Origin of the sequence: Mucilaginibacter sp. UR6-1 (assembly GCF_020880975.1) — a bacterium.
Lineage (GTDB): Bacteria > Bacteroidota > Bacteroidia > Sphingobacteriales > Sphingobacteriaceae > Mucilaginibacter.
This window is the reverse complement of sequence record NZ_JAJIWP010000003.1, coordinates 44,707-67,813: the sequence shown is the minus strand read 5'-3', so window position 1 is coordinate 67,813 and position 23,107 is coordinate 44,707. Positions and strand designations below refer to the sequence as shown.

The 23,107-nt window shown below is 44.3% G+C and carries 26 protein-coding genes; 15 read left to right on the top strand and 11 right to left on the bottom strand.

Translation table 11 applies throughout. The features are described from left to right. Positions 1–11: 11 nt before the first annotated feature. The 8 genes from LJ707_RS10730 to LJ707_RS10695 all read right to left on the bottom strand — a co-directional run bounded on the left by LJ707_RS10730 (position 12) and on the right by LJ707_RS10695 (position 5,882). Positions 12–932 carry a PstS family phosphate ABC transporter substrate-binding protein gene (locus LJ707_RS10730; RefSeq protein ID WP_228950832.1) on the bottom strand — a complete coding sequence of 307 codons (921 nt, stop codon included), beginning with the start codon at positions 930–932 and terminating at the stop codon, positions 12–14. Then, positions 919–1,149 (bottom strand): hypothetical protein, encoded by a 231-nt coding sequence (locus LJ707_RS10725; protein WP_228950831.1) that lies wholly within the window; start codon positions 1,147–1,149, stop codon positions 919–921. The genes LJ707_RS10730 and LJ707_RS10725 overlap by 14 nt, the downstream gene beginning before the upstream one ends. Before the next feature lie 9 nt (positions 1,150–1,158). Further along, positions 1,159–1,986 (bottom strand): energy transducer TonB, encoded by an 828-nt coding sequence (locus LJ707_RS10720; protein ID WP_228950830.1) that lies wholly within the window; start codon positions 1,984–1,986, stop codon positions 1,159–1,161. A gap of 44 nt (positions 1,987–2,030) precedes the next feature. Further along, positions 2,031–2,564 (bottom strand): biopolymer transporter ExbD, encoded by a 534-nt coding sequence (locus LJ707_RS10715; protein WP_228950829.1) that lies wholly within the window; start codon positions 2,562–2,564, stop codon positions 2,031–2,033. Between the two features lie 6 nt (positions 2,565–2,570). Next, positions 2,571–3,182 (bottom strand): biopolymer transporter ExbD, encoded by a 612-nt coding sequence (locus LJ707_RS10710; RefSeq protein WP_228950828.1) that lies wholly within the window; start codon positions 3,180–3,182, stop codon positions 2,571–2,573. Between the two features lie 81 nt (positions 3,183–3,263). Continuing rightward, positions 3,264–4,091, bottom strand: a complete 828-nt coding sequence (locus LJ707_RS10705; RefSeq protein ID WP_228950827.1) for a MotA/TolQ/ExbB proton channel family protein — start codon at positions 4,089–4,091, stop codon at positions 3,264–3,266. A gap of 441 nt (positions 4,092–4,532) precedes the next feature. Further along, positions 4,533–4,871: a translation initiation factor gene (locus LJ707_RS10700; RefSeq protein WP_228950826.1), complete on the bottom strand. Its 339-nt coding sequence runs from the start codon at positions 4,869–4,871 to the stop codon at positions 4,533–4,535. Between the two features lie 63 nt (positions 4,872–4,934). Then, positions 4,935–5,882 carry a diacylglycerol kinase family protein gene (locus LJ707_RS10695; protein ID WP_228950825.1) on the bottom strand — a complete coding sequence of 316 codons (948 nt, stop codon included), beginning with the start codon at positions 5,880–5,882 and terminating at the stop codon, positions 4,935–4,937. Positions 5,883–6,099: 217 nt separating this feature from the next. On the opposite strand from LJ707_RS10695, the gene metK reads away from it, so the two are divergent. From metK to LJ707_RS10660, 7 genes are all read left to right on the top strand, one after another. Next, on the top strand, positions 6,100–7,350 hold the full coding sequence (gene metK, locus LJ707_RS10690) for a methionine adenosyltransferase (RefSeq protein WP_228950824.1): 1,251 nt from the start codon (positions 6,100–6,102) through the stop codon (positions 7,348–7,350). Positions 7,351–7,425: 75 nt separating this feature from the next. Beyond that, positions 7,426–8,322 (top strand): AraC family transcriptional regulator, encoded by an 897-nt coding sequence (locus LJ707_RS10685; protein ID WP_228950823.1) that lies wholly within the window; start codon positions 7,426–7,428, stop codon positions 8,320–8,322. 66 nt (positions 8,323–8,388) lie between these two features. Beyond that, positions 8,389–8,853: a hypothetical protein gene (locus LJ707_RS10680; RefSeq protein ID WP_228950822.1), complete on the top strand. Its 465-nt coding sequence runs from the start codon at positions 8,389–8,391 to the stop codon at positions 8,851–8,853. Between the two features lie 4 nt (positions 8,854–8,857). Further along, complete coding sequence (locus tag LJ707_RS10675) at positions 8,858–9,160, top strand: DUF3817 domain-containing protein (RefSeq protein ID WP_228950821.1); 303 nt, start codon at positions 8,858–8,860, stop codon at positions 9,158–9,160. 50 nt (positions 9,161–9,210) lie between these two features. After that, complete coding sequence (locus tag LJ707_RS10670; protein ID WP_228950820.1) at positions 9,211–9,771, top strand: NUDIX hydrolase; 561 nt, start codon at positions 9,211–9,213, stop codon at positions 9,769–9,771. 84 nt (positions 9,772–9,855) lie between these two features. Then, positions 9,856–10,860: a type IX secretion system membrane protein PorP/SprF gene (locus tag LJ707_RS10665; RefSeq protein ID WP_228950819.1), complete on the top strand. Its 1,005-nt coding sequence runs from the start codon at positions 9,856–9,858 to the stop codon at positions 10,858–10,860. Positions 10,861–10,955: 95 nt separating this feature from the next. Then, entirely contained in the window at positions 10,956–11,486 is a 531-nt protein-coding gene (locus LJ707_RS10660; RefSeq protein WP_228950818.1) for an OmpA family protein, read from the top strand. Positions 11,487–11,559: 73 nt separating this feature from the next. On the opposite strand, the gene LJ707_RS10655 is transcribed toward LJ707_RS10660, so the two are convergent. Continuing rightward, positions 11,560–12,192, bottom strand: coding sequence for a nitroreductase family protein (locus tag LJ707_RS10655; RefSeq protein ID WP_228950817.1), 633 nt, complete (start codon positions 12,190–12,192; stop codon positions 11,560–11,562). Positions 12,193–12,342: 150 nt separating this feature from the next. Then, positions 12,343–13,218: a subclass B3 metallo-beta-lactamase gene (gene bla, locus LJ707_RS10650; protein ID WP_228950816.1), complete on the bottom strand. Its 876-nt coding sequence runs from the start codon at positions 13,216–13,218 to the stop codon at positions 12,343–12,345. Positions 13,219–13,347: 129 nt separating this feature from the next. Between bla and LJ707_RS10645 the strand changes: the two genes are divergently transcribed. The 8 genes from LJ707_RS10645 to LJ707_RS10610 all read left to right on the top strand — a co-directional run bounded on the left by LJ707_RS10645 (position 13,348) and on the right by LJ707_RS10610 (position 22,700). Further along, entirely contained in the window at positions 13,348–13,710 is a 363-nt protein-coding gene (locus LJ707_RS10645) for a transmembrane 220 family protein (RefSeq protein WP_228950815.1), read from the top strand. Between the two features lie 5 nt (positions 13,711–13,715). Then, positions 13,716–14,441 (top strand): EboA domain-containing protein, encoded by a 726-nt coding sequence (locus LJ707_RS10640; protein ID WP_228950814.1) that lies wholly within the window; start codon positions 13,716–13,718, stop codon positions 14,439–14,441. 23 nt (positions 14,442–14,464) lie between these two features. Then, positions 14,465–15,445 (top strand): TatD family hydrolase, encoded by a 981-nt coding sequence (locus LJ707_RS10635; RefSeq protein WP_228950813.1) that lies wholly within the window; start codon positions 14,465–14,467, stop codon positions 15,443–15,445. A gap of 5 nt (positions 15,446–15,450) precedes the next feature. Beyond that, entirely contained in the window at positions 15,451–16,347 is an 897-nt protein-coding gene (eboC, locus tag LJ707_RS10630) for a UbiA-like protein EboC (RefSeq protein WP_228950812.1), read from the top strand. A 35-nt stretch (positions 16,348–16,382) separates the two neighbouring features. Beyond that, positions 16,383–17,543 (top strand): 3-dehydroquinate synthase, encoded by a 1,161-nt coding sequence (locus LJ707_RS10625; protein WP_228950811.1) that lies wholly within the window; start codon positions 16,383–16,385, stop codon positions 17,541–17,543. Positions 17,544–17,556: 13 nt separating this feature from the next. After that, positions 17,557–18,762 carry a metabolite traffic protein EboE gene (gene eboE / locus LJ707_RS10620; protein WP_228950810.1) on the top strand — a complete coding sequence of 402 codons (1,206 nt, stop codon included), beginning with the start codon at positions 17,557–17,559 and terminating at the stop codon, positions 18,760–18,762. A gap of 13 nt (positions 18,763–18,775) precedes the next feature. Continuing rightward, positions 18,776–20,125 (top strand): alkaline phosphatase family protein, encoded by a 1,350-nt coding sequence (locus LJ707_RS10615; protein ID WP_228950809.1) that lies wholly within the window; start codon positions 18,776–18,778, stop codon positions 20,123–20,125. An 82-nt stretch (positions 20,126–20,207) separates the two neighbouring features. Further along, complete coding sequence (locus tag LJ707_RS10610; RefSeq protein WP_228950808.1) at positions 20,208–22,700, top strand: AsmA family protein; 2,493 nt, start codon at positions 20,208–20,210, stop codon at positions 22,698–22,700. Between the two features lie 7 nt (positions 22,701–22,707). On the opposite strand, the gene LJ707_RS10605 is transcribed toward LJ707_RS10610, so the two are convergent. Next, the gene (locus LJ707_RS10605; protein WP_228950807.1) at positions 22,708–22,995 is read right to left on the bottom strand and encodes a GNAT family N-acetyltransferase; all 288 of its coding nucleotides are present in this window, start codon (positions 22,993–22,995) and stop codon (positions 22,708–22,710) included. Between the last annotated feature and the right edge of the window lie 112 nt (positions 22,996–23,107).

The window sequence follows — 23,107 nt, the reverse complement described above, 5'->3', positions numbered from 1 at the left end:
ATTAATTTATTTTACTCTTTCTTTATGTTTATTTCTCTACGTGGGATCGAATCCGGCAGTAAACCGGACTTTAGTATTATACGCTGTCCGCGTTCACTTGCTAAAAACGATGCAAATCCTGTGCCTAAACCTACCCGCCCGGTGCTATTTAAAATATAGAGCTCCCTGCTTAACGGGTACTGTTTTAAGACAAGCGAAGTTTGTGATGGTTTAAAATATTCATTTGGGTACTCTTTACTACCCTCATCACGTACGCCCATTATCTGCACTTTTTGCACATATGGCGCGTAATCTTCATCAGGATCATTAAGCCAGCTAAAACCAACTATGCCTATCGCACCCTCATGTTCACTTACATATTTTACAACCTCTTTGTTTGACTTAAGCGCATAAATATTCTTTTGCTTAAGCTCCTTATTGCCCGAAAATGCCTTTAGATAGCGTACGACACTGGAGTTCGGATTATCAAAAACGATATTTTGATCGGTTTTAGTCTGTCCGTTCAACATTTTTTTTATTTCTGACACTGTGATGAGCGTATCTGCCGAGCCTTTGTTCACAATAAGCGCCACGGCATCCACCGCAAACTTATCAACTACCGGGGCCAGCCTGCGTTCATCAAATATCTTTTTTTCTGCCGGCGTTAACTCGCGCGACATGATGGCCACACGCACACTGTCATTCAAATACAAGTTGAGCAACTCGTTTTCTGACAGGTACTGTATATCCAGCTTAGCTTTGCTAAACAGGCTTTCAAACACTACCTGCTCTTCGGCAACTATAGGCTCAAATGATTCATCAGCCAATATTTTGATCTTTCCTTCCGCAAAACTATCTGAGGGGGCTTTGTTATCTTTTTGCGATGATCCGCAGGCTGATAATAGTACCCCTGCCGTAACAGCAAGCAAAAGTTTTAGATTATTCTTCTTCATTATCCTTTTTGAGTAAACGTGAAAACCTGAGTATTCCGTAAAAAATGAAGAAGGCGCCAAACAGGTAACGCTGCCAGCCGGTGAGCGGCAGGTTCATGGCATCCCAAAACATCACCATTACACCAAGTGTAATTACACAGATAAACGTAACAACCCCTAAAATAAGCAAAAATCGCCTTTTGAGCGATTTTTGCTTTGAATTTGTATTAAATGGCATTATTTGCAATTATTCGCTTGCTAAGTTAAACGCGATAGGAACGGTATATTGTACACGCACCGGACGACCATTCTGGATACCAGGTGACCATTTTGGTGATTTTTTCAATACACGCATAGCTTCCTCATCGCAACCACTGCCAATACCGCGAAGTACTTTAATATCAGTTAATGAACCATCCTTTTCAACAACGAACTGCACGAATACACGGCCTTGTACGTTGTTTTCGCGGGCTACTGCCGGGTAATGGATGTTCTTTTCCAGATATTTACCGAAAGCCGCTAAACCTCCGGGGAAGTTTGGCTGCGTTTCAACCGCGGTAAAGATCTCGTTCGGGTCACTCTCGATCACTTGCTTTACGTCAGAGTTACCTACAGGCTCGTCAATACGTATCTCAGCGTTCGGGTCGCCTTTCTGGTCACGCTGGCCAGGGTCAGCAACCTCAAGTTCTTTAACCGTTGGCGGATCTTTTTCCACAACCTGGTCATCAGGCTTTACCACCGGAGGCGGGAATTTAACCTGGTCAACCTTTGGTTTTGGCGGCTCTGGAGCCGGCGGAGGTGGTTTTTTAGTTTGATCTACGGGTGGAGGAGGCGTAAGTACCACATCGGTAACTTTAACCTTTTCAGCCTCCTTAGGAATGATGCCTTTTATGGCATTAACAATAGTAGGCAACGATATAACAAATACGAATAAAACAATACCAATTAGTAAAGCTTTACCGGTACGTGCTGAGTTTTGTTTCCTTAACTCATATGCTCCGTACTCTTTGTTACGACCGGCGAATACTACGTCAATCCATTCCTGTTTTAATAAGTCTAATTTTGATCCTAACATTATTTTAGGCTTTACTTTTTAATAACGTATTAAACAGTTGTTAATTAATATAAGCCCTGTTCTTTCAACAGGTTAACTTCTACAGGTGATATATCAACAATACCGTATGATTGGATATTGGTGATTGCGATCTCGTCAAGCGCGTCAACCATGTTTTTGTAAACTGATTTATCGCTCGGTTTTAAGATCACGAACATATATTTTCCTGTTTTGTCCTGCACTTCTTTGCTTTTATCAAGCAAAATCTGGCGCAGGCCTTTTTTGCCATAGCTTGCCACTTCGGGCGCTGATTTGCCTGGCTCGCCGATATACCACATCAGTTTATCGTCTTTACCTAACAGCAGCGTCATGGTACGTGAAGCGGCAACATCAAGCTGCTGATCTTGCTTCTCGTCCTTGTCCGGCATGGCAATGTCCATCGCTTTCGGCTTTGACAGGGTGGTTGTTAGCATGAAGAAGGTGATCAGAAGGAAAGCCAGATCCACCATCGCTGTTAAGTCAACGCGTGTTGATGCTTTCTTACTTCTTACCTTCCCGCCTTTTTTCTTACCCCCGCCGGAGGTATCTAATTCTGCCATCTTATTTTATTTTGATGCACCCCTCAAGGTGGTAATTAAACTAAATTTATTGACTTTTTGGCGTTGCAAAATGGCTACAACATCTTTAACTACAGGATATTCTTCCTTGCTGTCACCCTTTATTGATACACGCAGCTCCGTATTGTGCAATGCTTTTGCAGCAATACGCGACTCACGGATCCAGTTGAAAAGCTCATCGCTTACTGAATCGCGCGGAATACCCGGTTGCTGATAACTTTTGCGCTGGTCAGCATCCATATTCAAAAACTGCTTTAAGTTACCTATCGGCACACCAAATACAGGCAATACCTCAAAGCGTGCATACTCTTCAGGAGTGAATTGCTGGCCATATTTTTCGCCCATTTGTTGTAATACCTGCCTGCGCACGTCATTACCTTCAACTGAGAAGAAAGCTTTACCAGAACCAACAGTTATTACAGCAAGGTTATCGTCAGGAATGGGTATCTCTTTCACAGAGCCCGGAACATCTACCGGAACCGGGTCTTCAACCCTTGGTTTGGCAGTTAATATGAAAAAGGTAAGCAACAGGAACGCCACATCACACATGGCTGTCATGTCTATCGCTGTACTTTTTCGTGCTACTTTTACTTTTGGCATTTTCTTATCTATTTAAAATATTAAGGCTTTATATTAATTATACCGCCCGCATATTATGGGCGGTTAAGCGCATAATATTTTTTATTTGTGTGACGATGCAAATGTTTGTACGATGCTGAAACCAGTTTCGTCAATAGCGTAAGTCAGTTTATCAATTTTAGATGTAAATAAGTTGTACATAATGATTGATAAAGCTGATGTAAAGATACCTAACGCAGTGTTGATCAAGGCTTCAGAGATGTGTGAAGAAAGAGCAGCCTGGTTTGGAGCACCTGATGTAGCAAGCTCAGAGAACGCACCGATCATACCAACAACCGTACCTAACAGACCGAATAATGTACCGATAGATACCAGGGTAGCGATGATAGTAAGGTTTTGCTCAAGCATTGGCATTTCAAGAGCGGTAGCTTCTTCAATATCTTTTTGGATAGCTAATGATTTTTGCTCAACATCCATGCTTGGGTCATTTTCGATCTCACGATATTTTTTCAAACCTGATTTGATCACGTTTGCAACTGAACCTTTTTGTTTATCGCACTCAGCGCTGGCAGCTTCAATGTTACCGGCGTTAAGGAAGCTTTGTACTTTACGTACGAAAGAATCAACATTACCTGTACCTGATGCTTTACCAATAACGATGAAACGCTCGATAGAGAAAACGATAACCATCAACAGGAAGCTGATGATAACCGGTACAATCGGACCACCTTTGTGTACAGTACCGAAAACGTCTTCAGGCTCATTAGCCGGATCACCACCTTTGTAGTGGCTTGGGTGACCTAATACGAAAATAAAAATACAGATAGCAACTACTATACATAAAGGAATAGCAAGAGTTGCGAAAATGCCCGATGAGCTTGAGCTTTCTTGTTTAACAGGAGTACTTGGTTTTGATGGTACGTTAGCCATTACAGTAAAATTTAGTTTTTAGTTTATGTTTATTTTTTATGTTTAATATGCTTACTCAGCGAATAACAAAATTAAAATTTTCGGAATGGAAAAAAATCAAAATCCGCTATTCTTAATAATTATTTAACAATTAGCCGCAATATTGTTTCGATAAATGGCGGAATACAATAACGTGTACAGTACCAAATATTGTTTGTTGCAACTATAATTTTTTACAATGAAAATTATTTTTTTCAATAATAGCAAAAATTATCCTACAAAAAGTGTGTAACTAAACTGATAGATTTTTACCACTGTGCAACAATTTTAGTATTACTAACATACGTTTAAGCCTGTAAATTAGTATATTAACTGTAAATTTAGTTGTATTTTTATTTATAATACCATCAAAAGCAAATAATATCTTTTTTTAACAAATTTGCAATCGATGGCATAAAACGGTTATCCGCCGGCTTTTTTAGCCTTATAACCATCTGCCAGCAGCATGGCCAATATCTTATCCCTAAAATCGCCTTGTATCAAAATCTCGCCATCCTTGGCACTGCCGCCAACGCCGCATTTGGCTTTTAGCTTTTTGCCAAGCGCTTCCAAATCGCTGTCCAAACCAATAAAACCCACAATACGGGTAACCAGTTTGCCGCCGCCTTTACGGTCGAGATGTATTTTTAGATTTTGCTGCTGCGGTGCAAGGGTATCCTGCGGCCCGCTATCCGCTTCATTATAGTGAAAACCCGGGTCGGTTGAGTAAACCACGCCGGTGTACTTCTGGTTCTTTTTCATGCTATGTATAAGGTTACAATAACAGGCGGCAAATTGTTCAGCGCTTATCAGATAATAATATGGTTAATTATTATTGCTGGTTACTAAAGTACCCCAGGTACTTTTGGTATCATCGCCCTTTACAAATCCCTCGCCTACTATTACGTTTAACGAGCGCGGTATAATGTTTATTTCGGCATCGGTACCAATTATTTGCGGCTCGCCATCCAAATGCGCAGGGCCCTGGCCTGTACGGGTTACATGGATGCGCTTACCACGGATGATCTCGACGTAGGGCGACTTATCTGCCGTTTTATTGAACATGCGCAGCGCCATCTCCGGAAATTTATATAACGGGAAGGGTTTTACCACGCAAACATCCAGCATACCATCCTGCACCGAGGCTTTGGGCGATACGTGAGCATTATTGCCGAACTGCGATGAATTGGCAAAGCTCAGCATAAAGGCTTCCCTATCGTACTCGCGCCCATCAATAGCTATATGGTACGATTGTGATTTATAGTTCAGGATTTCCTGTACCGATGATTTAAAGTAACTGTAAAAGCCACGCTTTTTGGCATTTTTACCTTGCGCAAAAACATTGCTTATATGGGCATCAAAACCCAAACCGGCCATATTAAAAAAGGGTTGCCCGTTAAACAAGGCCGAATCGATGGTTTCAACACGTGTTTTATTGAAAGTTTCAACCGCGCCGCGTACATCCATAGGTATGCCTAAAAAGCGCGACAGCCCGTTGCCCGAACCGAAAGGGATAATGCCCAAAGCGGTATCGCTGTTAACTATGGCTGATGCTACCTCGTTTACCGTACCATCGCCGCCCACGGCAACAACAACATCATACTGCCCTATGGCTTGCTTAGCCAGCTCGCGCGCATGGGTAATACCCTCGCTAAAACTAAACGTGGCATCAAACAGGGCCGTGTCAAGATAGTTGCGTATAAGTTGCGGCACCCCATCCTTCTTCTTACCTCCCGAAACCGGGTTCACAATAAATAAAACTTTCTTTTTCAATAACCTGTATTTAAGCGGGTCAAAAGTAAGTTATTTTCGGCTTTGTAAAAATTGTTTTATTTTAGCCGCCCGAAAGTGGACTGATTTAAGCTGCCTCACCGCGGCGAATTGCAACCACGTAAATAAAGTGCTAAAGTTTGCTCCTTTTTTTACCGGGTTTCCGTTTTATCGCCCCCATCTTTCCGGTTGTTTACATTATATTTATTTAAAGATTTTTATGCCATATTTATTCACTTCAGAATCCGTATCAGAGGGGCACCCTGATAAAGTTGCTGACCAGATATCAGACGCGCTGATCGATCAATTCCTGGCTTTTGATGCCGAATCAAAAGTAGCCTGCGAAACTTTGGTTACCACAGGGCAGGTTGTTTTGGCCGGCGAGGTAAAATCAAAAGCGTATTTAGACGTTCAAAAAATTGCACGCGATGTAATTAACCAAATTGGTTATACCAAAGGCGAGTATATGTTTGATGGTAACTCGTGCGGTGTGTTCTCGGCCATTCACGAGCAATCTCCTGATATTAACCAGGGTGTTGAGCGCCAAAACAAGGAAGACCAGGGCGCCGGCGATCAGGGTATGATGTTTGGTTACGCCACCAGCGAAACCGATAATTACATGCCATTGGCGCTCGATCTGGCACATGCGCTGCTGATTGAACTGGCAGCTATCCGCCGTGAAAACAGCGAGATAAAGTATTTGAGGCCTGATGCAAAATCGCAGGTTACGCTGGAGTATAGCGATGATAATCAGCCGATCCGTATCGACTCTATCGTAATATCAACCCAGCACGATGATTTTGACAGCGAAGAAGCCATGCTGGCTAAAATACGTAAGGATATTATAGGTATACTTATACCCCGTGTTAAGGCTAAATATCCAAAATACGCCCATTTGTTTAATGATGGCATCAAATTCCATATTAACCCTACAGGCAAATTCGTTATCGGCGGCCCGCATGGCGATACAGGCCTGACCGGTCGTAAGATCATTGTTGATACCTATGGCGGCAAAGGCGCGCACGGCGGTGGCGCTTTTTCGGGTAAAGATCCATCAAAGGTTGACCGCTCAGCCGCTTACGCTACCCGCCATATTGCTAAAAACCTGGTAGCTGCCGGTGTTTGCAGCGAGGTATTGGTACAGGTATCGTACGCTATTGGTGTGGCGCAACCTATGGGCATTTACATAAACACTTACGGAACCAGCAAAGTAAGTGTTAACGATGGCGAGATAGCCAAAAAAGTTGAAGCTATATTTGATATGCGCCCATACGCGATTGAAACACGCTTTAAATTACGCAACCCTATTTACAGCGAAACCGCAGCTTATGGCCACTTTGGTAAAGAGAGCCAAACCGTAAGCAAAACCTTTGTTAGCCACGATGGCAAATCGGTAACTAAAGAGGTTGAACTGTTTACCTGGGAAAAACTGGACTATGTTGACGCGGTAAAAACTGCCTTCGGCCTGTAATTTAACGGTAATAAAATTTTATTGAGATAGCGACGGGCAATGCCTGTCGCTATTTTTGTTGGTGCCTGTTTCAATATGTCATCAACCCGAATAAATACTTATGATCCGCTGGCCTTTACCTCGCGCTTTATGCCCGTTGAGGAAATGAAGGCACTTGCCGGTAACTTTTTTGTATTACCCGTTGAGGATATGTATAAGCATTTGGCGCGGCCGGTGCCTGCAATACGGGCAACATCGCACTCATTGTTATACATTACCGAAGGCGAAGCCAACATGGGTGTAGGTAATAATAATTATACTATTGGGACTAACCAAATGCTGGTTGTTGCCGCCGGGCAGGTATTTTCATTCGCCCCCGGTGATATTAACAAAGGTTACATCTGCAACTTTAATGATAGCTTGTTAACAGGTAAATTTGGCAGTGCCGAACTTTTACACAGCTTTGAGTTTTTAAAAATATGGGGAAACCCGCTTATTAAACCCGATGCCGAAACAGGCCGCTACATATACCAGTTGTTTAAACGCCTTGTTGCCGAATACAGCAAAAATAAACTAAGTAACATCGATGTACTGCAACCTTATCTGCTAAGTTTGCTGACCGAGATAAACCGGGCATACACCCCGTTGCTAACTCAGGGCAATACACGGCCAAACAGCTTGGTAAATAAATTCAAAGAATTGGTTTTCACTTATTTTCGTACCCATAAACTGGTAACTGATTATGCCGCGATGCTCCATATTTCCGCTAATCATCTCAATAAGATAATCAGGAACGCTACACAAAAATCGCCGTCGGTATGGATAGATGAGGCCATAATTGCCGAGGCAAGAGTATTGCTTATACAAACTACCCTAAGCATTAGCGAAATAGCCCACAGTATCGGCCTTGATGATCCATCCTACTTTACACGTTTGTTTAAACGCTATGAAGGCGTTACCCCATCCGCCTACCGCGCGATTGATAAATGCTGATGTTGGCCTGATGCATCCTATCTACCGGCTGCTTAAATGTTGAAATTTGCTGCGTAAATATTAACCATGTACGCCATACTTATTTTTTTGCATTCGGCAATGCGCTGGCTGGTGCTTGCCTCGTTACTTTATGCCATAGTTAACGCCTTGCGTGGCCTGCCGGGCAAACGCCTGTTTACCACTGCTGATGACAAACTGCGCCATATTACGGCCACTATTGCTCATGTACAGCTTGCCATAGGTTTTGTGCTTTACTTTAACAGTCCGTTTATACTATACTTCAGGCAGCATTACCACGAGGCGATAAAACAACTGCCCTATTTGTTTTTCGGCATGATACATATCGGTATGATGACGCTCGCTGTCATTATCATTACCGTAGGTTCATCAGTAGCCAAACGCCGCCAAACCGACCAGCAAAAATTCAGCACCATGGCCTTGTGGTTTACCATCGCTCTTATTATAATCCTCATCAGTATACCCTGGCCTTTTTCGCCACTGGCACAAAGGCCGCTTTTACGCACATTTTAAATTTATGCTTAAACAGTTAAACACAAACATTGGCCGCCTGCGGCTGCTTGCCCTGCTTGAGGGACTATCATTAATTGTATTGGTTTTTGTTGCCATGCCTGTTAAATACATTTTTAATGATGCCTCATGGGTAAAAGCCATTGGCCCGGTGCATGGTGTGTTGTTCCTGCTATTTGTAGTGAACACTATCAGCGCCGGTATTGAGCTGCGCTGGAAATTCAGCGAAACCACCTGGAAGGTTTTATTAGCCTGCATTATTCCATTTGGCACTTTTTATGTAGACAGGAAGATACTGAGCCGGTATTAAATTATTGTAACCGCGGGGATAAACAGCACAAACCATTATATTTACCCCTAATGGCAAACCCTACCTTAAACCCCTGGACCATAACCGGGCATGATGAAAAATACGATAACCCCTGGATAAACGTAACCGAATACCAGGTACTCAACCCGGCCGGCAATCCCGGCATTTATGGCAAGGTACGTTTTAAGAACCTGGCTATAGGTGTTTTACCGCTGGATGCCGAGATGAATACCTACCTGGTTGGGCAGTACCGTTTCCCGTTGGAGCAGTATAGCTGGGAGATGCCCGAGGGTGGAGGAGTGATCGGTATTGATCCTCTGGATTCCGCTAAGCGGGAACTATTGGAAGAAACCGGCCTGAAGGCGGCCGAGTGGACAGAGATACAACGCATGCATCTCTCCAATTCCGTTAGCGATGAACTGGCCATTATTTACCTTGCTCGTAACCTGGAGCAGTTTGAACCCGAGCCCGAAGAAACTGAACAGTTAGTAATAAAAAAGCTACCTTTTGATGCTGTTTACCAAATGGTTTGCCGTGGCGAAATAACCGACAGCATGACGGTAGCCGCAGTGCTCAAAGTAAAAACCATGTTGTTTGAAAGCCAATTGTAACAAACTAAGGCATTTACTTGCATCCATCAACTTTTAATTATTAAATTGGACAGCACCTTTTATTTACCAGTTTAATTAACTTAATTGTCGGCTTTATCACGCTATATTACTCCTGTTTTAACCGGCATTTTGCTATTATTAATGGTATGCGTGCAGGCACAGCAAAAACCACAGTACACACAATACCCTTTTAATAACTACCTGGTTAACCCGGCTTTTGCGGGTATTGAAAATTATGTAGACCTTAAATTGGGCCACCGCAGCCAGTGGACAGGCCTTGATGGCGCGCCAAAAACTACTTACCTTACCATAAACGCCCCTTTAGGAGAAAATTTTTTAAATGGCGGCGCAGGCAGCGGCAACCCAAATGAACGATCGTACCTGCGCACTTACATGGCAGCCGAACCACACCACGGCATAGGCCTGCAACTCATTACTGATAAAGCCGGACTTATATCACAAAATACTATCGCGGGCAGCTATGCTTATCACTTAGGTTTATCGCCAACCTCAAACCTGGCGGTAGGTATAACAGCGGGAGTTAACCAGTACTCCATAAACAGCTCAGAGATCACGGTTGAAAACCCGATAGACCCGGCCATTAACAATGGTAATAACAGCAAATGGAACCCTGATGTTAGCGCGGGCGTGTTACTTTATGGGCCTAACTATTATACAGGCTTTTCGGTACAGCAAGCACTATCGCAAAGCATCTTTTCATCCAGCTATAATCAAAGTAAAACCGTGCCGCATTTTTTATTTACCGGTGGCCTGCGTTTATACATGACGGATGATTTGACCCTGCTGCCCTCAGTACTGGTAAAATTTATTGACCCCGCCCCTACTACCTATGATGTAAATATGAAACTCGCGTTTCGCGATGATTTTTGGGTGGGCGGCTCTTACCGTAAAAATGATTCGTTTGGCATATTGGCGGGCTTTAACCTGAGCTCGCTTATCAATGTTGGATATTCGTACGATATTACTACGTCCAGCCTCAACGCGGTAAGCAAGGGCTCGCACGAAATTGTGATCGGCATAATGCTCAACAATACTTACAATGTAAAGTGCCCGCAAAGAAGTTTTTAAGCTATGTTAGATACTTTATACAAAACCTTTAACTTAGGCGGCGGCAATAAATGCCTGTAAAAACCCGTTTTCAACTTTAAACTATTTCTTTAACAATGAAGTCACTAAAACAATATGGCAGCATTTTGCTTATTGCCGCTTCGGTAGCAGCAATGCCGGCCTGTAAATCAAAGAAAGCCGTAGTAGCGCCGCCACCGCCGCCAAAACCGCCGGTTGAAAAACCTGCTACTCCGCCGCCGCCACCGCCCGTAAAAGAAGAAACCCCGGCTCCGCCACCGCCGCCGGCAGCGCCAAACTATAATTTTAGCAACATACAGTTCGAATTTAACTCAGGTATACTGAAAACCGACTCGTACGCGCTGCTTGACAAGGCCGTTGCCGAAATGAAAAAGGATGACGCGGTATCATTTATGCTGGATGGCCATTCATCAGCCGAAGGTTCAGAGAAACACAATATGGACCTATCAGTTGAGCGTGCCAACTCGGTAAAAACTTACCTTACCAACAGTGGCATAAGCGCCAACAGGCTTACTGTTAAAGGTTTTGGCGAAAGCAAACCAATATCAAGCAATACTGACGAGGCAAGCCGTGCGCTTAACCGCCGTGTTGAGATCAAAAAACAGTAATACTTTTATACTAAAACAAAAACGGAGCGCCGCAATAATGCGGGCGCTCCGTTTTTATTTATAAGGTATTTGCTTATTTAACCTCAGTAATAAACTCTTCAACAGGGGTACGTACCTTTTTCAGGTTCACCAGCCAGTCGTTAGCTTCATCGCGGTAGCCTAAAGGCAATAGGGTAACACTTTTCAGCCCTTGCCCGGCTAAGCCTAATATTTCATCAAGCTGCTCATGTAAAAACCCTTCCATTGGTGTAGCATCTACCTTTTGTTCGGCAGCGGCGGCTATGGCCAAACCTAAAGCTATATATGATTGCTTAGCAGCGTGTGCAGCATGCCATTCCTGGCCTAATGGTTCATACGTACTCCAAACTCTGTCAAGGTAAGCATTCATTGCATCATCAGGCAGCCCACGCTCCTGCACGGTACGTTTAAACACTTCTCCCATACGATCATACGTGTACTTATCCCATGCGGCAAAAACCAGCAGGTGTGAACAATCGGTTATCTGGCTTTGATCAAAAGCGATAGCTCTTATTTTAGCCAGCACCTCGCGGTCAGATATTACAAATATTTTATAAGGCTGTAAGCCTGATGATGATGGTGCCAAATGGGCGGCATCCAATATATAATCCAGTTTCTCCTGCGGAACTACAGCTCCGTTCATTTTTTTGGTGGCATAACGCCAGTTCAAATTTTTTATTAAACTCATAGTGATTTTACGTTTTATTGTGCGGCCAAAATTAAATGGTTAAACATTTAATTTTGTCATATGGCAACCATAATTATTTTGCCTTTGAACGACAAATCACCGTAAAATCAACACTTGTACTATGCTGCAGGCAGGCATAGCAGTTTACCATCACTCTGCCCTTTTCTTTTTAAACTCCACATCCAGTTCGGCAAGGTAAGTATCATAGCCTTTCAGATCAATAAAAGCTGCCGGGTTATACGTATCGCCGGGTTTGTGTTTGGTATGCAAGTTAAACTGACTGGCGTGAGATGACACCCATATATCAAACGAAAGCTTCTTCATAGCATCAAAAGTGTAAGCATAATCCTTTTCAATAGCCGGGTATTCGCTCACCTCGCCAAATTTCTTTTCGGTTACGATGCTTGGCATGTTAGCTATCAGCACGCGGTAAGTGCGCACCGCATCCTTTACATCCAGCAAAAAGCTGCATGAGCCCTTGGTATGCCCGGGGTGGTGCAACATAGTTAGTTTTGTATCTCCCAATATAATGCTATCCTTATCGTGCAATATCCTGTCGGCTTTAATAGGCACGTAGGTACTAACGCCATTACCTAAAGCATAGTCACTGCTACCGCCATCGGCCATTACCTGCGCGTCGGCCTCATCAACCATCATTTTAGCGCCTGTTTGCTTTTTAACGGCAGCCATGGCCCCTAAGTGATCATAATGGGCCTGGGTGGTGAGCAGTATTTTTATATCCTTAAACTTAAAACCCAGGGTAGCGATATTCTTTTTTATTATATCAGCAGAGTTAGCCAATCCGGTGTTGATCAGGATGTTTCCCTTAGGTGTTACGACAAGGTAGCTCGCCAGATCATAAGTACCCACATAATACAGGTTACCCGCAATGCGGAACGGCTGATATGGCTTTGACCATTCGGCAGGCGTATCTTTGGGCTCAATTACTTTTTGTGCTGATGCCGAGAATGCAGTAAAGGCAAATAGGGCAATAAGCAGGGTTGTTTTTAACAGGGAGTGTAGCATAACGCAAATATAAACCGCCATGTAACATTTATGAATAATTACATTGCATAAACTTTATAATAACTAATTTAGCTTTGCTACTATCGGTAAAAGCCCTTATAATAACAAATTTACCGGTATCCCTGGATTATGCTGATCGTATTAAATATCATTTTCTGCATCGCTTTTATAGGCTTCGCTTATCTCAACTTTAATGATGTTGACTGGTACCTGTGGGTGCCCATTTACCTGAGCGCCGCAGCTTGCTGCGGATTTGCCGCCGCTGGTACTGTTTATCCTACTATATATCTCTTACTCATCGCGTTTTACCTGATATATGCCGTATTGCTGTTTTTTCAGAAAGATGGCGTGCGCGACTGGATAAGTAAATACAACAAACCAAGCCTGGTTGAAAGCATGCAGGCCGAAAAGCCTTACATCGAAAAAACACGCGAGTTTTTCGGGCTGCTGATTATTGCCGGGGCTTTATTAATTAACTTTTTGGCCGTATAAAAGCTATGTTTGGGTACGATACTGAGGCATTAAGGCATTTGCTTGCCACTATAATTCAAAACAATATTAAGCTTGATGCCTGGACATGGTTAAGCAAACAAGGCGATATTAACAACACTGCGAATTTTAACGCGGCCTTTGCCATGATGCCCCGTAAAACAGGCAAAGCAGTTATTACCATAACTACTGAACAGGCCGAACAGTTGAACACCATCCGCCCGGGCTTTGTTATCGAGGGCTGGACCGCAGACCGCCTTGGCCGTGTATACCTGTTGTTGCAGGCCGATGCCACAAACAGGGAGCATTATTTCGCCGTAATTGAGAACCTGTTTTTAGCCGCCGAGATGAATGAGTTGGTAGCTTTATATTCAGCATTGCCAATTTTAGCTTATCCGGATTTTTTGGTAAAACGTTGTGCCGAAGGCATTCGCAGCAATATTGGGAGTGTGTTGGAGGCTATTATGTACCATAATCCCTACCCGGCCGAATACCTGCCCGAAGCCGCCTGGAACCAACTGGTGATGAAAGCCATTTTTACCGACAAGCGCCTGGATCTGATAACCGGCCTTAACGATCGTAACAATCCCGAACTTGCCCGTATACTGATGGATTTTGCCCGCGAGCGCGGTGCCGCTGGCCGCAGTGTAGTGCCTGAACTATGGCATCTGGCTTCGCCATTTACCGATGCCGGCATAGTGAATGCCGTTAAACAACAATACAGTACCATTTAATAACACCAATAAATTGAACGATTATGTGCTGCAGCCATTCATTTGAAGATAAACCGCTTCCGGGCCAAAAACCCGAGGCATTTGATATAAGCGCCGTTAAAGGCATGAAATTTTTTGACCCGCATGTGCACATGACATCGCGCACTACGGATGATTACCAGGCTATGGCCGATGCAGGTGTGGTAGCACTGATTGAGCCTGCCTTTTGGCTGGGCCAGCCACGTACTGGTATTGATAGCTTTCGCGATTATTACAGCAGCCTGGTAGGTTGGGAGCGTTTTCGCTCATCGCAATTTGGCATTAAGCACTATTGCACAATCGGCCTTAACTCACGTGAGGCTAATAATGAAGCCCTTGCCGAGCAGGTAATGGAAATACTGCCGCTGTTTGTTTATAAAGATGGCGTGGTTGGCGTTGGCGAAATAGGCTTTGACGACCAAACTGCTGCCGAAGAAAAATATTACCGCCTGCAACTGGATCTGGCTAAAGAGGCGGGTTTGCCTGTACAGGTACATACCCCGCACCGCGATAAAAAACATGGTACCCAGCGCAGCATGGATATCGCTATTGAACATGGCCTTGATCCGTATACGGTCATTATCGATCATAATAATGAGGAAACGGTAAAGGAAGTGCTTGACCGTGGTTTCTGGGCGGCATTTACCATTTATCCGTTCACCAAAATGGGCAACCAGCGTATGGTTGAGGTGGTGAAGCAATATGGCTCTGAACGGATCATGATCAATTCGGCTGCCGATTGGGGCATCAGCGATCCGCTGGCCGTACCCAAAACCGCCGCCCTGATGAAATTAAATGGCATCAGTGCCGAAGATATTGAACTGGTAACTTACCGCAACGCGATAACTGCCTTTGCCCAAAGCGGACAAATTGATGAAGCCGACTTTGGTGTGAACATTGACCAAAGCGCCAGGTTTGAGGGCAACAGCATTTTACGCGGCGGCCAGCAGCCAAGGGTAGATAAATCGTCCATCATTATCAGTTAATTGTTTTGAGTAAAACCATCAGTTACCTGCGCATGATGCGCCCGGCCAACATCGTTACCTCCGTAGCTGATGTGCTGGCGGGCATAGCCATCACCGGCATATTTGCTGACCCGGGCGCTTTCATGATGCTTGGTTATTTATCAACCACACTATTATTATGCTTTTCAACCGCCTGCCTGTATGGTGGCGGCATTGTATTTAATGATGTTTTTGATGCCGAGCTGGATAAAATTGAGCGCCCCGAGCGTGCCATTCCAAGCGGCATCATCAGCAAAGCATCTGCCGCAACATTGGGCAGTGTATTGTTGATAACCGGTATTACAGCAGCCGTTTTTTGCGGAGTCATGTCGGGTATATTGGCTGTAGCCATCGCCTTTTTCGCATTGCTTTATAACAGGATCAGCAAGCATCATCCCTTTTTCGGGCCGCTTAATATGGGGCTTTGCCGTGGGTTGAACCTGCTGTTAGGCATCAGCATACTGCCTGATGTATTGCAGCATTGGTACATGCTGGCCGTGGTGCCCATCATCTATATATTTTGTATTACGATGATAAGCCGCGGTGAGGTGCATGGGGGCAGCAAGGGCAATTTGTACATCGCTTCAGGCTTATACGGCATTGTGGCGGGCATCATCGCCTATTTTGGTTACCGTAACGGAACGCTATTATTAACCTCGGTTTTTCTGATACCTTTCATCTGGATTATATTCCGTCCGTTATTAAAGGCTATTCAACAACCTGTTGGTAAAAATATAGGCGCGGCTGTAAAGGCAGGTGTAATATCGCTCATCCTGATGGATGCGGCTTGGGCGGCAACATTCAGCACATTTTTCGTAGCTTTATTGATAGCCTGCCTGTTACCATTATCCATGTGGCTGGCTAAAATATTTGCCGTTACCTGATTTTATTTTTTAACGTTTTTTGATTCGGAGCTTTAATGGAGCATTTACAACAGTCGTTCACTGTAAAATTTGAATATAAAGTACTTTTCACCGCCGGGCTTTTTGAAGCCGGCAATAGCATTTTCAACGATTTTTTATCGCAGGTAAATACTGCCGTACAGCGTAAAATATTTTTTGTGATTGATGCGGGTGTAGCCCAGGCGCATCCGCAATTAACAGCAAACATCAAAGCTTACTTTGCAGCTAACAACACGGTAAAACTGGTTGATCATATCCTGATCATTCCCGGTGGCGAGCAGGTAAAAAATGATACCACTTATTTCGACCAGGTGGTTGAAGCGGTAAATACTTACGGCATCGACCGTCACTCATACATAGCGGCCATTGGCGGCGGTTCGGTACTCGATATGGTGGGCTATGCCGCGGCTGTATCGCACCGGGGCATTAAGCATATCCGCATACCTACAACGGTGCTATCGCAAAACGACTCAGGCATCGGGGTAAAAAATGGTATCAACTATTTTAATAAAAAGAATTTTCTGGGCACGTTCGTGCCGCCGGTAGCGGTGTTTAATGATGAGCAATTTTTGACCACACTTAGCGACCGCGACTGGCGTTCGGGCATATCCGAAGCTATTAAGGTAGCCCTGATAAAGGATGCCGACTTTTTTAACTGGATTGAAGCCAACGCACAAGCCCTGGCTGAACGTGACATGACCGTAATGAACCAATTGGTTTGGCGCTGCGCCAAGCTGCACATGGAACATATTGCCGGTGCCGACCCGTTCGAGAGCGGCTCATCGCGCCCACTGGATTTTGGCCACTGGAGCGCACATAAGCTGGAGTATCTGAGCAATTTTGAGGTAAGGCACGGCGAAGCCGTTGCCATGGGCATAGCGTTGGATACGGTTTATTCAAACCTTTCAGGTCGCCTTACATCGGCTGAAAGCCAAAGGGTAATTCAACTGCTGCTTAATTTAGGCTTTGAGGTTACCCATTCGCTATTGCAGGTAAATGAGGGCAACAGCCCGATACTGGATGGCCTTGAGGAATTCAGGGAACACCTGGGCGGGCAGCTTACCATTATGCTGCTTACCGCTATAGGCCGTGGGCAGGAAGTACACGAAATGGATACCGCCCTGCTTGAACAAGCCGGCCATATTTTAACAGATACACAGCAACACCAGTTGCAATAAACGTTATCTACCTATGCAGATCAATAACGCGCATTTAACCTACTGCACCAATATACATCCCGGCGAGAGCTGGGCCGATCATTTCGCTGCCTTAAAACAAAACTTTCCGGAGGTTAAGGCGCAGTTATCTCCTGACAAGCCAATGGGTATCGGCCTGCGCCTGTCTAATCAGGCAAGTCTGGAAATATTGATGGGCGATAACATGCAGCAGTTTAAGGAATGGCTGTTTGATAACAACGCGTACGTATTTACCATGAACGGCTTTCCGTACTGGGGCTTTCATGATACCGTGGTAAAAGACCAGGTACATGCGCCCGACTGGACAACCAGTGACCGTTTAGCCTATACCCTGCGTTTATTCCATATCCTTACCGCATTGATTCCTGAAGGCATGGAAGGCGGTATCTCCACCTCTCCGTTAAGCTACAAGCATTGGTTTGATACCGGCGTTGAAATGGAAGAGGCCAAACTTGTCGCCACAAAAAAAATATTGTTGGTGGCCGAGGAGTTAAGCAATATCTATGAGCAAACCGGCATTCTACTGCACCTGGATATTGAACCGGAGCCGGATGGCATATTGGAAACCGGCCGTGAATTTATTGACTGGTATGAGCATGTTTTACTGCCGCACGGCATTACCCATTTTGCGGAGAAGCGCGACCTGTTAGCTCATGAAGCCGAAGCACTGATAAAGCGCCATATCACCCTATGTTATGATGTTTGCCACTTCGCCATTGGTTATGAGCCGCATCAGGCGGTGATAGATGAACTGGAGGCCAAAGGCATAGTTACGGGCAAGATACAGATCAGCGCTGCCCTTAAGGCTACCTTTACTGGCGAACCGGATAACAAACAAGCCATATTGGATGAGTTTGCCAAATTTGATGAGCCCACCTACCTGCACCAGGTAATTGCCCGGTTGCATGACGGGCAGCTTGCCCGCTACCCCGACCTGACAGATGCCCTGCTGCTGAAAGATGACGCCGCAGAATGGCGCGCGCATTTTCACGTGCCGATATTTCTGGAAGATTTTGGCCTGCTACAATCAACCCAGAGTGACATAAGCGAGGTGCTGGAAATCTGGAAGAACAAACCGTTCACCAATCACCTCGAAGCTGAAACTTATACCTGGGGCGTATTGCCACAGGAGTTAAAAGTACCCATGGCGCAATCCATCAGCAGAGAGTTGGCGTGGGTAAAAAACAAACTAAGCATTTAATACATTCGTACCTATGAATAAAACGGTTGTTATTGATATTGTTGGCCTGTCAACCTCGGTTATTGGCGAGCATACCCCCTTCCTGAAACAATATATCGCTAAAAAAAACCTTACTACCATTGAGCCGCTTTTGCCCGCGGTTACCACCTCGGTACAGTCGGCTTACCTAACCGGCAAATGGCCAGCGGATAACGGCATTGTAGGCAACGGCTGGTATGACAGGGTGGATAGCGAGGTAAAATTCTGGAAACAATCGAACAAACTGGTTAACGGTGAAAAAATATGGGACAAAGCCAAAAAGGAAGATCCCTCCTTTACCACATCCATGATGTTTTGGTGGTACAATATGTATTCAAACGCTGATTATTCGGTTACACCACGCCCAAATTATTTGGCCGATGGCCGTAAGATGCCCGATTGCTATTCGCACCCGGCTGAATTGCGCGATGTGTTGCAAACTAAGCTGGGGCAGTTCCCGTTATTTCAGTTCTGGGGGCCGGGCGCTAATATTAAATCGACGCGTTGGATAGCTGATGCATCTATGCATACGGATGATCTGCACAACCCTACCCTCACGCTTATCTACCTGCCACACCTGGATTATTGCCTGCAAAAATTCGGACCGGATATTGCTAAAATAGCACCTGAATTAAAAGAGATAGATGATGTGGTGAAAGATTTGGTTACGTTTTACGAGCAAAAAGGCGCAAAGATCATCCTGCTTTCGGAGTACGGCATCGCTCCGGTAAATAACCCCATACATTTGAACCGTTTGCTGCGCCAGCATGATCTGCTGGGCATACGCGTAGAGCGCGGTTTGGAACTACTGGATGCGGGTGCCTCAAAAGCGTTTGCCGTGGCCGATCATCAGATAGCTCATATCTACATCAATGACCCATCAGTTACTGAAAAAGTAAAAAGCCTCATTAAATCTGTTAAAGGTGTTGAACTGGTGCTTGACCGTGAGGAGCAGGCCAAATACCATATTGACCATGATCGCGCTGGTGACCTTGTAGTGATGGCCGATAAGGATAGCTGGTTTACCTACTATTTTTGGCTGGATGATGCCGTAGCGCCCGACTATGCCCGCGTGGTTGATATCCACAAAAAACCGGGTTACGATCCGGTTGAAATGTTCATGACTTCAAAGGCACGTGCCGGGTACAAGCTGTTGCGTAAAAAGGCAGGCTTCAGGTATGTAATGGATGTAATACCGCTGGATGCTACTCTGATCAAAGGATCACACGGAAGGGTTAACGTAGCCAATCAATATAAACCTGTACTGATTACTGATAATGCAGTGGCGGGTACCCTGAACGCGCCGGATGTTTTTGATGTGATATGGCAGCATCTTAAAGGCTAACCTATTCCTTAATTGTTTAGGCCGGTTGATTGGAACACCTTTTGCACTAACTGGTGTAATATTTTCTAATCACCTGTAACATATGCCTAAATGGATTAAAACTACCCTGAAAGTATTGGGTGGAATATTAGCACTTATACTGCTCTTATTTATTGCGGCAACGCTATACATCACCTTTAACAAACAAAAGGTATTAACCCTTATTACCCAAACCGTTAATAAAAGCATTGATGGTAAGCTGGTAATCGGCGAGCTTGATCCTACTTTTTTTTCGGCATTCCCTAATGTGGCGGTATCGCTAAAAAATGTATCATTAAAAGATAATCAATGGCCAAAACACAAGCATACGCTTTTACAGGCCGGTGATGTAGAAGTAGCCGTAAATGCCCTTTCATTGATAGCAGGCAACGTTAACATACAGAAGATCAGTATAAATAATGCATCTATCGACTTTTTTACCGACAGCACAGGCTATAGCAACACGGCTGTTTTTAAGAAAGGCAAACCTAAACCTGATGCCGATAAAAATAAAGATAGCGATGAAGGTGCGGCAGCTATCATCAAACGTATTGACTTAAACAAGGTTGCCTTTTCCTTAAATAACCAAAAGGCCAATAAGTTATTCAGCTTCTATGTAAACTCCCTTAAAGGTAAGGTTGATTACCCAAGCAGTGGCTGGAAAGCTAAAATAAACCTGGATACCAAAGTTAAAAGCCTTGCCTTTAATACCAAACGGGGCAGCTTTTTAAAGGACAAACAGTTACGCGGACCGTTCGATATTCAGTACACTGAAAAGGATGGTGTGATAACCGTAGCACCCAACAAATTAAATATTGGCGAAGATCCGTTTATTATAGGCGCTAAGTTTGAAACGGCTAAAGATCCTGTAAAATTCACCATTAATATAAAAGTTGACGAATTGCTATGGCAACATGCCGCTAATGTACTGGCTCCTAACATAGCCACTAAACTAAATATGTTCAGCATATCAAAACCGCTTGAAGTTACCACCTCTTTAGTAGGCGATTTTGGCGGTGGCGGCGATCCGGCCATTAATGTGCGCTGCAAGGTTAGCAATACTACCCTTAAAACACCCGGAGGTGTGATGGAAAACTGCAGCTTTAATGGCATGTTTACTAATGGCTATGAAAAAGGTAAAGAATTAGGCGACGAAAACTCAGCCATAGGCTTGTATAATTTTACAGGTAATTATAAAGGTATGCCTTTTACAATGGATACTACAACCATCGTTAACCTGATCAAACCTATCGCTTCGGGCGCATTCCGCTCCAAATTTGATGTAGCTAAGCTGAACAATGTTTTTGAGGGCGATCCGCTTAAATTTAACAAAGGCGTTGCCGACCTCAACCTGCACTATAAGGCCGATATTGTGGATTATCAGTTAAACAAGCCGGTATTCCGCGGTGCCATTAACATAAAAAACGCTGATATGACCTATGTACCGCGGGGGCTTAATCTTAAAAATTCATCGTTATCATTATACTTTACCGATAATGACTTGTTATTTAAAAACATACAATTACAAAGCGGCCGCAGTATTGTAAAAATGGATGGGCGGGTAAAGAACTTTTTGAACCTGTATTACAAAGATCCGGAGAAGATGGTGCTAACGTGGTATGTTCGCAGTCCGCAATTATACCTGGGTGAGTTTTTAGGCTTTTTAAATAAGAAAAGCTATGTACGCAAAATGCCGAAAAAACGCACCAACAACGGTAACCTTGCCGAGCAACTGAATGATGTATTTGAAAAGGCCAGCGCCGAACTTCACATGCTGGTTGAAAAAGTATACTATAAAAAATTTCTGGCTACGGATGCCATTGCCAGTGCCGAACTTACCGATAATGGCGTTACCATCAACAGCATCAGCCTTAAACATGCCGGTGGCTCACTTAACATAAGCGGCCGTGTGCAGCAGGATGGACCGGCTAACTCGTTCGATATAAAAACAAAGGTGAACCATGTTAACATAAGCACCTTTTTTTACGCGTTTGATAACTTTGGCCTGAGCAGCCTTACCAGCAAAAACCTGACAGGTTTTCTCAGTTCAAACGCCAGCGTAAAAGGGCGCATTACCAATGATGGCAGCCTGGTGCCGCGGTCTGTATTCGGTACCTTGTCGTTCGATCTAAAGAATGGCGCTTTAAAATCATTCGACCCTATAAAGAGCGTGGGTAAATTCGCGTTCCCTTTCCGCGATCTGGATAATATCACCTTCCCGCAGTTGAATGGTACTTTTGATTTGCGTGGCGAAAAGATCAACATCAGGCCAATGCAGATCAGTTCGAGCGTACTGAATGTGGATATGGCCGGTGTTTATTCATTAGGCACAGGCACTAATATAGCTATTGACGTTCCGTTGCGTAACCCTAAGGATGATTATAAAATAACCGACCCCGAAGAACGCCGCAAAAAACGCATGAAGGGCATAGTACTGCACCTGCTTGCCGCCGATGGTGACGATGGAAAGGTAAAGATTAAACTAAACCGCAACCGCAAAAAAGATAAGGATAAAGACGACGAAAAGGATAAGAAAAAAGAGGAAGAAGCGAAGTAAGCAATAGCTATGCTACTACCCTGCTCCACTCCGGGTGCCGCTTTAAAAAGCCTTGCACATAAACACATAGCGGCACAATTTTGGCACCCTGGCCCTCAATGTACTGAAATACCTTTTCAACCAATGCCGAGGCTACGCCTTTGCCTTCAAGCTCCTGGGGCACCTCGGTATGTACAAGGTAATATTTGTCGCCTTTTTTTATGTAATCAACAAAAGCGCGATAGCCTTCTACAACAAATTCAAAATTGTGGATAGCCTCGTTATTTACCAGTTCAATATCAGTGTATGACGACATAAGCAGATGGTTTGTAATTCAAATTTAACCATAATATACCGTATACCAAATACCCGGTAACCGCGTATAAAAAAGGGCCTTGTATAACAACAAGGCCCTTTGATATTGATTA

Bases quoted from the DNA above. Each gene is read 5' to 3' on its own strand.
- LJ707_RS10730 (WP_228950832.1), bottom strand. From the start codon at position 932: ATGAAGAAGAATAATCTAAAACTTTTGCTTGCTGTTACGGCAGGGGTA.
- LJ707_RS10725 (WP_228950831.1), bottom strand. From the start codon at position 1,149: ATGCCATTTAATACAAATTCAAAGCAAAAATCGCTCAAAAGGCGATTT.
- LJ707_RS10720 (WP_228950830.1), bottom strand. From the start codon at position 1,986: ATGTTAGGATCAAAATTAGACTTATTAAAACAGGAATGGATTGACGTA.
- LJ707_RS10715 (WP_228950829.1), bottom strand. From the start codon at position 2,564: ATGGCAGAATTAGATACCTCCGGCGGGGGTAAGAAAAAAGGCGGGAAG.
- LJ707_RS10710 (WP_228950828.1), bottom strand. From the start codon at position 3,182: ATGCCAAAAGTAAAAGTAGCACGAAAAAGTACAGCGATAGACATGACA.
- LJ707_RS10705 (WP_228950827.1), bottom strand. From the start codon at position 4,091: ATGGCTAACGTACCATCAAAACCAAGTACTCCTGTTAAACAAGAAAGC.
- LJ707_RS10700 (WP_228950826.1), bottom strand. From the start codon at position 4,871: ATGAAAAAGAACCAGAAGTACACCGGCGTGGTTTACTCAACCGACCCG.
- metK (WP_228950824.1), top strand. From the start codon at position 6,100: ATGCCATATTTATTCACTTCAGAATCCGTATCAGAGGGGCACCCTGAT.
- LJ707_RS10685 (WP_228950823.1), top strand. From the start codon at position 7,426: ATGTCATCAACCCGAATAAATACTTATGATCCGCTGGCCTTTACCTCG.
- LJ707_RS10680 (WP_228950822.1), top strand. From the start codon at position 8,389: ATGTACGCCATACTTATTTTTTTGCATTCGGCAATGCGCTGGCTGGTG.
- LJ707_RS10675 (WP_228950821.1), top strand. From the start codon at position 8,858: ATGCTTAAACAGTTAAACACAAACATTGGCCGCCTGCGGCTGCTTGCC.
- LJ707_RS10670 (WP_228950820.1), top strand. From the start codon at position 9,211: ATGGCAAACCCTACCTTAAACCCCTGGACCATAACCGGGCATGATGAA.
- LJ707_RS10660 (WP_228950818.1), top strand. From the start codon at position 10,956: ATGAAGTCACTAAAACAATATGGCAGCATTTTGCTTATTGCCGCTTCG.
- LJ707_RS10655 (WP_228950817.1), bottom strand. From the start codon at position 12,192: ATGAGTTTAATAAAAAATTTGAACTGGCGTTATGCCACCAAAAAAATG.
- bla (WP_228950816.1), bottom strand. From the start codon at position 13,218: ATGCTACACTCCCTGTTAAAAACAACCCTGCTTATTGCCCTATTTGCC.
- LJ707_RS10645 (WP_228950815.1), top strand. From the start codon at position 13,348: ATGCTGATCGTATTAAATATCATTTTCTGCATCGCTTTTATAGGCTTC.
- LJ707_RS10640 (WP_228950814.1), top strand. From the start codon at position 13,716: ATGTTTGGGTACGATACTGAGGCATTAAGGCATTTGCTTGCCACTATA.
- LJ707_RS10635 (WP_228950813.1), top strand. From the start codon at position 14,465: ATGTGCTGCAGCCATTCATTTGAAGATAAACCGCTTCCGGGCCAAAAA.
- LJ707_RS10625 (WP_228950811.1), top strand. From the start codon at position 16,383: ATGGAGCATTTACAACAGTCGTTCACTGTAAAATTTGAATATAAAGTA.
- eboE (WP_228950810.1), top strand. From the start codon at position 17,557: ATGCAGATCAATAACGCGCATTTAACCTACTGCACCAATATACATCCC.
- LJ707_RS10615 (WP_228950809.1), top strand. From the start codon at position 18,776: ATGAATAAAACGGTTGTTATTGATATTGTTGGCCTGTCAACCTCGGTT.
- LJ707_RS10610 (WP_228950808.1), top strand. From the start codon at position 20,208: ATGCCTAAATGGATTAAAACTACCCTGAAAGTATTGGGTGGAATATTA.
- LJ707_RS10605 (WP_228950807.1), bottom strand. From the start codon at position 22,995: ATGTCGTCATACACTGATATTGAACTGGTAAATAACGAGGCTATCCAC.